This window comes from Staphylococcus capitis subsp. capitis, from assembly GCF_040739495.1.
In the GTDB taxonomy this organism is placed as follows: domain Bacteria; phylum Bacillota; class Bacilli; order Staphylococcales; family Staphylococcaceae; genus Staphylococcus; species Staphylococcus capitis.
Map to the genome: position 1 here is coordinate 261,689 of NZ_CP145263.1, position 13,571 is coordinate 275,259.

A 13,571-nucleotide genomic window follows, 5' to 3' on the forward strand; every position below is an offset into this window, starting at 1 on the left:
GAAAGGAGGTTCTAACGCATATGCATACAGTCGGCATCATACCTTCACCAGGTGTTGCACATCATCATGCGAAGAGAATCATACCAAAAGTAAAAAAATTGCTTACTGAACGTATCGAAGGTGATAGCCATTGGAACTTCGATATTAAAGTAGATTTAATGATAGGTTCAGCTGAAGATGTACATGAAAGTGTGGACAAGGCCGCTCAATTAAAGGACGACCATCACTGGGATTATGTCATCTGTTTAACTGATTTACCGAGTATTTCTGATAATAAAGTCGTGATTAGTGACTATAATAATGATAAGCAAGTAGCTATGTTATCTCTACCTTCACTTGGCTTTATGGGTTTGAACAGTAAATTAGTCAAGACTGTGACATCTTTGATTGAACAGTTATACTATGAAGATCCGAAAAGTAAAAATGCGCCACATCCATTTGTACGCATGAAATCAGTTGAACCTAGTGAAGATGAATCTGAAAAAAGACGTTATATTAATACTTTATTTATCATTAGTTGGATTCAACTTATTGGTGGTTTAACACGAGCCAATCAGCCATGGAAGAATATCTTTAATTTTAAAAAGATTATCTCCGTTGCATTTGCTACAGGTACGTATATTTCAATTTTCTCTATGCCTTGGGAACTTAGTGTTATTTATTCACCGTTCAGACTCATACTGCTTATGATTATTGCGATATTAGGTATGGCAGGTTGGTTATTATACGCACATCAATTATTAGAAAGAAAGAGTGCGAAATCCCAACGCGTTTATCGTTATATCTATAACTCAACGACACTAGTTACATTGAGTGTGATTACTTTAATGAATTATTTTATTCTATACATTTTACTCATTATCAGTATTACGCTATTTGTACCAGTTGATTTATTTAATAGTTGGACAAGTGCAAAGGCTCAATTTACCTTTACTAATTATTTAAGATTGATTTGGTTTGTCGCGTCATTAGGTCTATTAGCAGGCGCTATGGGTTCTACAGTTGAAGATGAAGAAAAAATACGACGCATTACGTATTCATATAGACAATATCATCGCTATAAAGAGGCAGAAGAAGAACAAAAAGAACAACAACAATCTCAAGACGTATCACATCAGAAAGTTGAACAACAAGCTTCAAGTAATGATCAGCAAGATGAAGGTAAAAAACAAGGTCACAGAGAGGAGGATGAGTAATGGCAGATTTGGAGAAAAGAACGGTTGGACTAGTTGTAGCGCCAGGGGTTACAGAACGTCTAGCAGAAAGTTTGATGGAAGAGTTGCCAGATATGTTGTCTGAACAATATAACAACGAAAAAGAATGGACATTTGATTTGGTTACAGATCCATTAACTGGCTTCGCAGAATCTGTAGATGAAATATTTAAGAAAGTTGCAGATTATCATGATAAGCGCCAATGGGATTATGTCATTTCAATTACTGACTTGCCGATGTTTGCTGATCATCAAGTGATGGCATTAGATATCAACATGTATAACGGCGCAGCAATCTTCTCATATCCAGCATTCGGCTGGCGCCCAGTAAAAAATAGATTTAAACAAGCAATTCTTAGTATCATTCAAGAACTCCATGAAGCAGAACACGAAAGTCGTAATTACGATGATAATAACAATATAGAGACATCCGTTAAAAAACAATTTCCTCTCTCTAAAATAGATAAAACTCAAGTGTATTTAGAAGAAACTGAGTCATATCATTTAAGATATTTATCAAGTTCTCGTTCTAGAGGTATGTTTAGACTTGTCAGTGGTATGACATTTGCTAATAATCCATTAAACATGATGGCAAGTTTAAGTAATATAGTTGCCATTGCCTTTACGACAGGCGCTTTCGGGCTTGTCTTTACAACGATGTGGCAAATGGCTAATAACTTTTCAATGTGGCGTCTATTTGGTATATCCATTATCGCGATTATTGGCATGTTAATATGGATTATGATGTCTCATGATCTTTGGGAATCTGTTAAATCAAGTAAAAATAAAAGGATAACTTGGTTATATAATGCAACGACGATTATGACGTTAATCATTGCCATTATCATTTACTATATTATTTTATATACATTATTCTTGATTGCAGAGTTAGTGCTGCTACCGGCAGACTTTTTAGGACAACAAGTAAGTCTTAAAGGTCCATCAGGTCCAGATCTTTATTTAAGTATTCCTTGGTTTGCAGCATCTGTTTCTACAGTTGCAGGTGCTATAGGTGCAGGTCTATTAAATGATCAGTTAATTAAAGAAAGTACGTATGGTTATCGACAACGTATTCGATACGAAGATACCCATGATAAAACTCAATAAGAATATGTTATAAATTTATATGTATAATATGAATGATTGTATATAAAGCCACTCCATAATTTTGGGAGTGGCTTTGTTTATAACTAACTCTTTTCATAATTTATATTAAATTGTAATTTTTATATTAAAAACTAGAAGCAAGGTAAATAACAGTATTTTCAACTATTAAGAGCATAGATTTTCTATAAAAAATATTTTAAAATATTGTTTAACAACTTAATTTGAGTAGAAATTGAAAGTAGGGTTAGTTATGTACTGTTCAAATTGTGGACATCAATTAAAAGAGGGCCAATCGTTTTGTAATCAATGTGGAGCACATATTAGGCAATCATATCAAAATCACCCACCTCATTATAACCAAAACCATTCTAACTACAATGTACAACGTGCGTCTCGTGGTAAGAAGCCAACAGGTTTAATTATTTTATTATCACTCATCTTTATAGGATTCATTGCTGCTATGCTTTACGGAGCATATTATGCTTATGAACATTATGTCAAAGATGATGATAAGACATCAGAATCTGTTCAATCAAGTCCATCTAATACAAATGATTTAAAAAGTGAGAAAGATTCAACTTCTAAAGGTACGCATATTGATGTCTTTAGTACAGCATTTGATAAAGGATATATGAAATCTGCGTCAACGAGTGGTTATCAAGGTATATATACAGGTATGACACGTAAAGAAGTTGAAGAAAAATTTGGTAAATCCGATGGAAATGTTGATAGTTCAAATTATACTTACGAAAAGTATGGGAACTTAGCAGTTGCGTATGAGAATGATGAAGTTGTTCATGTAGGGGTGGCTCCTAATGATATTTCAGAAGACCAATTTATCCAAAAATATAACGAACCTGATGACAGAAAGCCAAATCAATTAATCTATGATAGCAATAAAGATAATGATTTCTCTATATTAGTTAATGTTAAAAATGGGAAAATATCTGTTATCGAAAATGTTGATCAATTATAGAGAGTTGCGAAAGCAACTCTTTTCTTTTATATAAAATTATGCAAATATTTTGAATTGTGAAATACAATGTAATAGAATTCAACCAATCGTACTCGATTGAAAAGAGGTGAATGTGTGAATAAGTAACACATGTTACTAGAAAACTAGTTATATTTTAAATTTATCATGTGAGTCGATGATTGACGCAATTATGAAAGAAAGAATTTAAATGGTTTGGTTTAACCAATTCGTAATATCTCGTGTGACTTGCTTTATGAGTTAAGGACACTTAAACTCACAATGGCATGAATAAATAATTAGACCAATTTAATGAAAAGAAACTAAGAATTAAATGTTAAACAGTCCGAAATACTGTTCGCTAAGACGAGGTAACGAAGTCATAAAAGTATAACTTTTATTGTAGCGGGTATCATATGTATAGAATTCGTATCTGTCATGTTTAAAAAGGAGTCGAAGCCGATATCATTTGCCATATCGCGCGGTAAACAAATGATTTCTGAGTATAATAATAAAACTGAAACGGAAATATCTATTATCTTAGATAATCACAAGCAATGATTGTAGAAATTCACAGTAATAATGCAAGTGATTTAGTAAATTTATTATTAATAACAAAATGACAGCTCAAAAATTAATTCAAAATATTTTTGCTTTCCCTGGAGCATCTAGTGGCGTTATTGATTTATTAAAATTCGCAATGATGTAGAGGTGTATCTCAATGAGTAAGCGTGTTTATGATATAAAAGTAGAAAGGTATGACGGTTCTACTTACTTTTTAGAAGAATATAAAGGAAAGGTTCTTATTATCGTAAATACAGCAACTAATTGCGCATTAAACGATCAATTTGAAGGATTGGAAACGTTATATCAAAAATATAAAAATGATGGATTAGTTGTTTTAAGTTTTCCTTGTAATAACTTTGACAATCAAGAACCTGGGTCGATGGATGAAATCTACAATACTTACCGTCGACGGTTTGGTATTACATTTCCTATCCACTCGAAAACAATTGTAAATGGTGACAATGAACATCCTTTATATACGCTTTTAAAATGCGAGAAACCTGGATTATTTGGTTCGCAAATTAAGTGGAACTTTACAAAGTTTGTTATTGATAGAGAGGGTAAAGTAGTAGGCAAGTATCTTCCTTATGACTCTCCAGAAGAGATGGAGGAATTCATTAAAGAATTATTAAATGAATAAATGATGATGTGTTAGCTCTCTTTTAAGTCGAAGTGACTTTTAAGAGAGTTTTTAGTATTTAATCTTTAAAAATTAATGATGAATATTTACACTGGTATCTTGACTTTCAAATTAAAAGTAGTTAAAGTAGTAAACATAATTATTCTGACAATTCAGATAGGAATTTAAGTGTTTGAATGAATTTATGAAATGAGGGGGGATCATAAATTGATGTCAGTAGATAAGATTACGTATGATAGTTTTACGGGTGATCCTTTTATCGACACTATCGATGCTGACGACCAAACCAAAGGTGCCTACCAAATATTAGAATGGGCTTACCAAATCTATGGTGACGATATCGTCTATTCATGTAGTTTTGGGGCTGAAAGCATGGTGCTTATCGATTTAATTTATCAAATTAAACCAGATGCACAGATCGTCTTTTTAGATACAGACTTACATTTCCAAGAAACTTACGATTTAATTGATAGAGTGAAAGAGAAATATCCACGACTTCGAATTAAAATGAAAAAACCAGAACTTACATTAGAAGAACAGGCTAATAAATATAATCCCGCTCTATGGAAGAATAATCCTAATCAATGTTGTTATATTCGCAAGATTAAACCACTTGAGGAAGTTTTATCTGGCGTGGTAGCATGGGTTTCAGGATTAAGACGTGCCCAATCACCAACACGTGCAAACACGGACTTTATTAATAAAGATGAACGATTTAAATCAGTTAAAGTATGTCCGCTTATTTATTGGACTGAAGACGAGGTTTGGGACTATATCAAGAGCAATGATTTACCTTACAATGAATTGCATGATCAACATTATCCTAGTATCGGTTGTATCCCTTGCACTGCACCAGTATTTGACTCAAATGATTCTCGTGCTGGCAGATGGTCTAATTTCGAAAAAACTGAATGCGGCTTACATGTTGCAGACAAACCATAATAAGGTAATCAAAATTTCTTGACTTCAAAACATAGTATTCCGATAAGATATAACCAAAAACTTACTTTGTTATAGTAAAACTCATTTAAAAAATGCTGAAGCATAAAATAATTCTCGGCTGTAAATGAATAGGGATGGATGTATTGTGTATCACTCTCTTTCATTTACTGTCGTGAATATTTAGTACATACTAGAATAAACGATATTGGAAACATTTTCAGAAATAAATATAAACAAATATCGGGATAATTAAGATAAGAGGTGTATATGATTGAACTTAAGTGTCACTAATAGCCCCTTTACTGAAGGGCAAGCAGCACAGATTAATGAATTACTCCAAACTTTAACACCAGAACAACAAACTTGGTTAAGTGGCTACCTCATGGCAAACCAATCATCGAATGCTACAAGTGAGGGAGCTTCTGACAATATAGCATCATCTTCAACGTCTTCAGTAAGTCAAGAAACTGAAGCCATGTTACATCGAAAAGAGCCTGAAGTAACGCCAGAACAACGCTCGATTACTATTCTTTATGGTTCTGAAACAGGTAATGCACAAGGGTTAGCAGAAATCTTTGAAGAACGTTTATCTAACATTGGAAATGATGTCACACTTAAATCTATGGACGACTTCAAGCCTAAAGATCTTAAAAAAGTTGAAGATCTATTTATTGTGACTGCAACGCATGGGGAAGGTGACCCTCCAGATAATGCTGTAGAATTGCATGAATATATCCATGGTCGTAAAGCGCCTAAATTAGATGGTGTAAGATTCTCAGTTTTAGCATTAGGAGACCAAACTTATGAATTCTTCTGTCAAACTGGTAAAGACTTTGATAACCGCCTTGTAGAATTAGGTGCTGAGAGAATTTATGACCGTGTCGATTGCGATGTTGATTATGATGAAGACGCTGAAAAGTGGATGGCGAATGTCATCAATGCGATAGATTCAACACCAGCAGGCACTGACAGTGAACAAGTGGTAAGTGAGTCTATTAAATCCGCAAAGGAGAAGAAATATTCAAAGTCTAATCCTTATGAAGCCGAAGTCTTAACGAATATTAATTTAAATGGTAGAGGTTCAAATAAAGAAACAAGACACATTGAATTATTACTTGATAATTTCGGTGAAGAATATGAACCTGGCGATTGTATTGTTGTCTTACCTCAAAATGATCCAGCCCTCGTCGACTTGCTCGTCAGTACATTAGTATGGAGTCCGGACACGCAAGTGTTAATTAATGAAGATGGCGATACACTTAATTTTGAAGATGCATTAACTTCTCATTTTGAAATAACGAAGTTAACAAAACCTTTAGTTGAGAATGCGGCAACGTTCTTTAACAATGATGAACTTAGCGAGAAAGTTCAAGACAAGGAATGGATTCAAAATTATATAGAAGGTCGCGACCTCATTGATTTATTAAATGATTTTGCAACAACTGAACTCCAGCCAGAAAATATGTATCAATTACTCAGAAAGTTACCACCGAGAGAGTACTCAATTTCAAGTAGTTATAAAGCAACGCCTGATGAGGTGCATATTACGGTGGGCGCTGTAAGATATAACGCGCATGGTCGTGATCGTACAGGTGTATGCTCAGTACAGTTTGCGGAGAGAATTCAAGAAGGTGATACGGTTCCAATTTACTTGAAACGTAATCCAAATTTTAAATTCCCTCAAAACGAAGAGACCCCAGTGATTATGATAGGTCCGGGAACTGGTGTTGCGCCATTCAGATCTTATATGCAAGAACGTGAAGAGCTAGGATTTGAAGGTCATACATGGCTATTCTTTGGTGAACAACATTTCACTACTGATTTCTTATACCAAACTGAATGGCAAGAATGGCTCAATGATGGCACCCTCTCTAAGTTAGATGTGGCATTTTCAAGAGATACGGATCAAAAAGTGTATGTACAGCATAAAATTGCTGAAAATAGTGAGCAATTTAATCAATGGATTGAAAATGGTGCAGCGATTTATGTGTGCGGTGATGAGAGTAAGATGGCTAAGGATGTTCATCAAGCTATTCGTAATGTATTAGTGAAAGAACAAAATCTTTCTGAAGAAGATGCAGAAGAATACTTGAAGCAATTGAAACGAGATAAGAGATATCAACGAGACGTGTATTAATAGAAAGGATGGGGGATACATGGCTAGAACAAATAAACAAATTTCAGAAGAACTTGATAAGAATCTTGATGAAATGGAATTTTTAAAAGCCGACAGTGATTTTCTACGTGGAACAATCGAACAAGGGCTTGCCGATCCAATTACGGGCTCAATTTCACAAGATGACGCTAAGCTATTAAAGTTCCACGGAAGTTACATGCAAGACGATAGAGATTTAAGAGATGAACGTCGTAAACAAAAATTAGAACCAGCATATAGTTTTATGATACGTGTTCGTGTACCAGGGGGGAAAGCGACACCAAATCAATGGATTGCTATGGATGAAATCTCTAATAATCATGCTAATCAAACGATTAAATTGACCACAAGACAGGCATTTCAATTTCACGGAATTTTAAAGCGTAACTTAAAACAGTCTATGAAGGAGATCAACGACTCTGTCTTAGATTCAATAGCTGCTTGTGGCGATGTAAATCGTAATACGATGTGTAACCCAAATCCCTATCAATCTAAAGTTCACAAAGAAGTGAACACATATGCTACTGACATTAGTAATCATTTACTTCCAAGAACTGGCGCATATCATGAAATTTGGCTAGATGGCGAGAAAGTATTAGATTCCAGTGAGGAAAAGGAGCCGATATACGGTAATACGTATCTACCACGTAAATTTAAAATCGGTATTGCTGTACCACCCTCTAACGATATCGATGTCTATTCACAAGATATCGGACTTATTGCTATTGTAGATAACGATGAATTACTAGGATTTAATGTCACGATTGGTGGAGGTATGGGTATGACTCACGGTAATACTCAAACGTATCCACAACTAGGGCGTTTAATAGGATTCATACCAAAAGAAAAAGCCGTAGATGTTTGTGAAAAGCTTTTAACAATTCAAAGAGATTACGGTAATCGTGAAAATCGTAAAAATGCACGCTTTAAATATACAGTCGATCGTCTTGGTGAAGCTTGGGTCAAAGAAGAATTGAACCGTCGATTAGGATGGGATATTGAAGATGCACGTGACTTTGAATTTGAACATAATGGTGATCGTTTAGGTTGGATTGAGGGTAATGGCAATTGGAATTTTACGTTGTTTATTCAAAATGGACGAGTCAAAGATACTGAAGATTATAAATTGAAAACAGCACTTAGAGAAATTGCTGAAATGCATACAGGTGACTTCAGATTATCACCGAATCAAAATTTAGTAATCGCTAACGTTACACCTGAGAAAAAAGATGAAATCCAAGCTATCATTGATAAGTATGGTCTTACAGATGGTAAGAACTATACTGGATTACGTAGAAACTCTATGGCATGTGTAGCCTTTCCAACTTGTGGATTAGCGATGGCAGAATCGGAAAGATACTTACCATCTTTAATCTCTAAAATTGAAGATTTATTAGATGAAGCTGGAGTTCAGGAAGAAGAAATTACAATCCGTATGACAGGATGTCCAAATGGTTGTGCAAGACCTGCACTTGCTGAAGTCGCATTTATCGGAAAAGCACCTGGTAAATATAACATGTATTTAGGTGGTGGCTTCAAAGGTGAGCGTCTCAATAAATTGTATAAAGAAAATATCGGTGAAAATTAAATATTAGAAAGTTTACGTCCATTGTTGATGAGTTACGGTAAAGAACGACTCGAAGGCGAGCACTTTGGTGATTTCGTCATACGTTCAGGTGTGGTAGCAAAAGTCCATGATGGTCGCGACTTCCATAGCTAATCTAAAGGGGGAGTGATTAATATGGGCAAGGTATTTCTAGTTGGTGCAGGTCCTGGTGATCCTGATTTATTAACAATTAAAGGTTTAAAAGCAATTAAAAAAGCAGATGTGATTCTTTACGATCGTTTGATTAATAAAGAAATTTTAGAATTCGCCTCTCCTTCCACCAAATTCTTTTATTGTGGTAAAGATCCTAATAAGCATTCATTACCACAAGAAGAAACGAATAAAATGATGGTCACTTTAGCTAAGAAAGGGCATACTGTTACACGATTAAAAGGTGGCGATCCTTTCGTCTTTGGTAGAGGTGGCGAAGAAGCGGAAGTACTAGCAAATCACAATATTCCGTTTGAAATTGTACCTGGTATTACATCGGGTATTGCTGCACCAGCATACGCAGGTATACCTGTCACTCACAGAGATTTTAGTTCATCTGTCGCATTCGTAACCGCAGTCAATAAATCAGGTATGGATAAAGAACAATATTGGGAACATTTAGCGAATGGACCAGAAACGTTATGCGTTTATATGGGAGTTAAACGACTTCCAGAAATTTGTGATTTATTAACGAAACATGGTCGTTCATCAGAAACACCAGTCGCACTCGTTCACATGGGTACATCAATACGACAAAAAACGATTACTGGTACACTTGGTAATATTGTAGATAAGGCACATCAAATAACGAACCCAGCTATGATCATCATTGGTGATGTAGTTCGTATGCGAGAGAAGATCAATTGGTTTGTGGAGCAAGCTGATGTAAACAAATTATCAATTCCTAAAGTGACATCTAAATAGGACTGTTTTAGTTTTATCATTTATTTTCTGAAAATGAAGAAAAATAGTAAGATGAATATGACAAATACGAGGAGGGATTTACCGTGAATATGCCATTAATGTTAGATTTAACAAACAAAAAAGTTGTCGTTGTCGGTGGTGGAAAAATTGCTACACGACGTATTAAAACATTGTTAAATTACACAGAACATATTCACGTTGTAAGCCCGGCTATCACTAATCAAATAGCACAATGGGTTGAAACTCAGCGCATCACTTATTTGGAAAAATGTTTCGAACCTACTGATATTGAAGAGGCAGATATGGTAATTGCTGCTACCAATCACTCAGAGGTCAATGAAGAGGTAAGGTTATCAGTACCTGAACATGTGTTATTTAATCATGCAGAACAATCTGAATTAGGTAATGTTACGTTTCCTAATGTTTTTCGAAGGGATCGCTTAACGATTAGTGTATCCACTGAAGGTGCAAGTCCAAAGTTAGGACAACGTATTATTAATCATTTAGAGGATACATATAATGAGGAGTATGTAACTTATGTTCAATTTCTATATGAAAGTAGACAATACATTAAAGCACTCAGCATAGAGCCATCTGATAAACATGCGTTACTTGAACAAATTTTATCAGACACATATTTAGATGAGAATAAGCAACATGAATTCATCCGATGGCTTCAATCACAGGTTTAATGAAGAATGGGGGAATTTGATATATGCGCAAAGTATTAATATTCGCAATAGCGGGATTTTTAGCACAACTTGTAGATGGGTCACTCGGCATGGGATTTGGTGCATCATCATCCATTTTACTCACTTATGGTATTGCGCCAGCAGTAGTTTCTGCAACAGTTCATTTCTCAGAAATTGCTACCACTGCAGCTTCTGGTACATCTCATTGGAAATTTGAAAATGTTCATAAGCCAACGATGTTAAAGCTTGCGATACCTGGTTCTATTTCAGCCTTCATAGGTGCAGGCGTTTTAACGTTTATTCACGGTAATTATATTAAACCATTCATTGCACTCTTTTTATTAAGCATGGGATTCTATATTTTATATCAATTCTTATTTAAAAGAACACATGAACACCATACGCATGTTGGTGATTTGAGTAGTTTCAAAGTGATTCCACAAGGTGCGATTGCAGGCTTCTTAGATGCTATCGGTGGTGGAGGCTGGGGCCCAGTGAATACACCGCTCTTACTTTCAAGCAAGAAAATTCAACCACGTTATGCGATTGGTACGGTTTCAGCTAGTGAATTCTTTGTTACATCTTCTGCAGCAATAAGTTTTATTATATTTTTAGGATTAACTCAGATTAACTGGTTTGCTGTCATTGCACTAAGTGTTGGTGGCATGCTAGCTGCTCCAATTTCAGCATATTTAGTTAAAATTTTACCTATAAATATTTTAGCAATATGTGTGGGTGGGTTAATTATTTTCACAAATAGTAATGCATTATTAAGTTATTTTATTAAAGATACAACAATCTCAAATACAGTTAGATGTATTATTTTAGCAGCAATTATTGTTTTACCCATCGTTCAGGTGATTCGAAACAAGAAATTGTCTTTTTCTTACAAGAAAAGCCGAGTAAACAAATATAATTAATTGGATAAAGGGGTTATAAAACGATGTCTAAAAATGAAGAAGTAATTAACTATACAATTCAACCACATGGTTGTGAATTAATTAACCGAGTTGTTGAAGGTGAAGAAAGAGAACGTTTAATTAATGAAGCATCATCATATAAATCGATTACTTTGAATCCTTGGGGTATTTCAGATTTAGAATTAATTGGTATTGGTGGTTTTAGTCCATTAACAGGATTTATGAATAAAGCAGACTATACCAAAGTAGTCGAAGATACTCATTTAGAAAATGGATTAGTATGGAGTATTCCCATTACTTTACCAGTATCTGAAGAAGAAGCGAATCAATTAGAAATTGGTGATGACATTGCTTTATACGGTGAAGATGGCGAATTATATGGAACATTAAAATTAGAAGAGAAATATACGTATGATAAAGAAAAAGAAGCAAAATTAGTCTATGGAACTACTGAAGAACAACATCCAGGTGTCAAAAAGTGTATGAAAAAGGTGATGTGTACTTAGCTGGACCTATTCAATTAATCAATCGCCCTAAACATGATGAATTTTCTGATTATCATCTAGATCCATCTGAAACAAGACAATTATTCCATGATTTAGGTTGGAAAACGGTTGTCGGATTCCAAACTAGAAATCCAGTTCATCGTGCACATGAATATATCCAGAAATCAGCTTTAGAAATTGTAGATGGATTACTTCTCAATCCTTTAGTTGGAGAAACTAAATCAGATGATATACCTGCTGATGTTCGTATGGAAAGTTATCAAGCTATCCTCAAAAATTATTTCCCTGAAAATAGAGCACGACTAGTGATTTATCCTGCAGCAATGCGCTATGCGGGCCCTCGTGAAGCAATATTGCACGCAACAGTGCGTAAGAATTATGGTTGTACACACTTTATAATGGGACGTGATCATGCGGGTGTGGGTGATTACTATGGCACATATGAAGCGCAAGAGCTTATCACTCAATTTGAAGATGAACTAGATATTCAAATCTTAAAATTTGAACATGCTTTTTATTGTGAAGCATGCGTTAATATGGCGACGGCTAAGACGTGCCCTCATGATGCCTCTCAACATTTACATTTAAGCGGTACAAAAGTTAGAGAAAAATTACGTAACGGAGAATCCTTGCCGACTCAATTTTCAAGACCAGAAGTCGCTGAAGTACTAATTAGAGGTTTACGAGAAAAATAATAAAGTAAAAGGAGAGATAGCATGAGTGAATCTAACAATATTACTTGGCATGATTCAGAAGTGACGAAAGAAGAAAGACAAAATTGTAATGGTCATAAAAGTGCAGTTATTTGGTTTACGGGGTTATCTGGTTCAGGTAAATCGACCGTTTCTGTCGCTTTAGAAAAAGCGCTATTCAATGAAGGAAAGCAAACATATCGTTTAGACGGGGATAATGTGCGTCATGGTCTTAATAAAAATTTAGGATTTAGTCCTGAAGATCGTACTGAAAACATACGCCGTATAGGTGAAGTTGCCAAACTCATGGTTGATGCAGGTTCAATCACTGTGACAGCTTTCATTTCACCGTATAAACAAGATCGCGATAATGTACGCGCGATTCTCGAAGATGATGAATTTATAGAAGTATATACGAAATGTAGTGTTGAAGAATGTGAGAACCGCGATCCTAAAGGATTGTATAAGAAAGCACGCTCTGGAGAAATTCCTGAGTTTACAGGTATTAGCGCCCCTTATGAAGCTCCAGATCATCCAGAAATCATTTTAGATACTGAACATGAATCAATTAATCAATCAGTTGATCGTGTGATTCAATACCTTAAGCAACATCAATATATTTAACTAACAAGCATGTATGTCA

Annotated in this window: 10 protein-coding genes and 3 pseudogenes; all 13 read left to right on the plus strand. The window is 34.9% G+C overall.

What is annotated here, in order from left to right:
• Positions 1-20: 20 nt before the first annotated feature.
• The 13 genes and pseudogenes from V6C74_RS01290 (at position 21) to cysC (ending at position 13,552) form a co-directional block, all read left to right on the plus strand.
• Complete coding sequence (locus V6C74_RS01290) at positions 21-1,196, plus strand: hypothetical protein (RefSeq protein WP_002454125.1); 1,176 nt, start codon at positions 21-23, stop codon at positions 1,194-1,196.
• Positions 1,196-2,320, plus strand: a complete 1,125-nt coding sequence (locus V6C74_RS01295) for a hypothetical protein (RefSeq protein ID WP_016898547.1) — start codon at positions 1,196-1,198, stop codon at positions 2,318-2,320. The genes V6C74_RS01290 and V6C74_RS01295 overlap by 1 nt, the downstream gene beginning before the upstream one ends.
• 250 nt (positions 2,321-2,570) lie before the next feature.
• The gene (locus tag V6C74_RS01300; protein ID WP_002454123.1) at positions 2,571-3,296 is read left to right on the plus strand and encodes a zinc ribbon domain-containing protein; all 726 of its coding nucleotides are present in this window, start codon (positions 2,571-2,573) and stop codon (positions 3,294-3,296) included.
• Between the two features lie 480 nt (positions 3,297-3,776).
• Positions 3,777-4,002, plus strand: a pseudogene (locus tag V6C74_RS01305) (NAD(P)/FAD-dependent oxidoreductase); the annotation flags it as partial.
• Between the two features lie 12 nt (positions 4,003-4,014).
• Positions 4,015-4,500, plus strand: coding sequence for a glutathione peroxidase (locus tag V6C74_RS01310; RefSeq protein ID WP_002454122.1), 486 nt, complete (start codon positions 4,015-4,017; stop codon positions 4,498-4,500).
• A 210-nt stretch (positions 4,501-4,710) separates the two neighbouring features.
• Positions 4,711-5,442 (plus strand): phosphoadenylyl-sulfate reductase, encoded by a 732-nt coding sequence (locus tag V6C74_RS01315; protein ID WP_002454121.1) that lies wholly within the window; start codon positions 4,711-4,713, stop codon positions 5,440-5,442.
• A gap of 271 nt (positions 5,443-5,713) precedes the next feature.
• A complete protein-coding gene (locus tag V6C74_RS01320; RefSeq protein ID WP_002454120.1) occupies positions 5,714-7,579 on the plus strand; it encodes an assimilatory sulfite reductase (NADPH) flavoprotein subunit in 1,866 nt (621 codons plus the stop codon).
• A gap of 19 nt (positions 7,580-7,598) precedes the next feature.
• Positions 7,599-9,317 (plus strand): annotated as a pseudogene (cysI, locus tag V6C74_RS01325) (assimilatory sulfite reductase (NADPH) hemoprotein subunit).
• Between the two features lie 21 nt (positions 9,318-9,338).
• Positions 9,339-10,118 (plus strand): uroporphyrinogen-III C-methyltransferase, encoded by a 780-nt coding sequence (gene cobA, locus V6C74_RS01330; RefSeq protein WP_002454118.1) that lies wholly within the window; start codon positions 9,339-9,341, stop codon positions 10,116-10,118.
• An 83-nt stretch (positions 10,119-10,201) separates the two neighbouring features.
• A complete protein-coding gene (locus V6C74_RS01335) occupies positions 10,202-10,810 on the plus strand; it encodes an NAD(P)-binding protein (protein WP_002454117.1) in 609 nt (202 codons plus the stop codon).
• Between the two features lie 23 nt (positions 10,811-10,833).
• Complete coding sequence (locus tag V6C74_RS01340; protein ID WP_103175477.1) at positions 10,834-11,730, plus strand: sulfite exporter TauE/SafE family protein; 897 nt, start codon at positions 10,834-10,836, stop codon at positions 11,728-11,730.
• Positions 11,731-11,753: 23 nt separating this feature from the next.
• Positions 11,754-12,931: pseudogene (gene sat / locus V6C74_RS01345) on the plus strand (sulfate adenylyltransferase).
• Positions 12,932-12,952: 21 nt separating this feature from the next.
• Positions 12,953-13,552, plus strand: coding sequence for an adenylyl-sulfate kinase (cysC, locus tag V6C74_RS01350; RefSeq protein WP_016898551.1), 600 nt, complete (start codon positions 12,953-12,955; stop codon positions 13,550-13,552).
• Positions 13,553-13,571 lie beyond the last annotated feature (19 nt).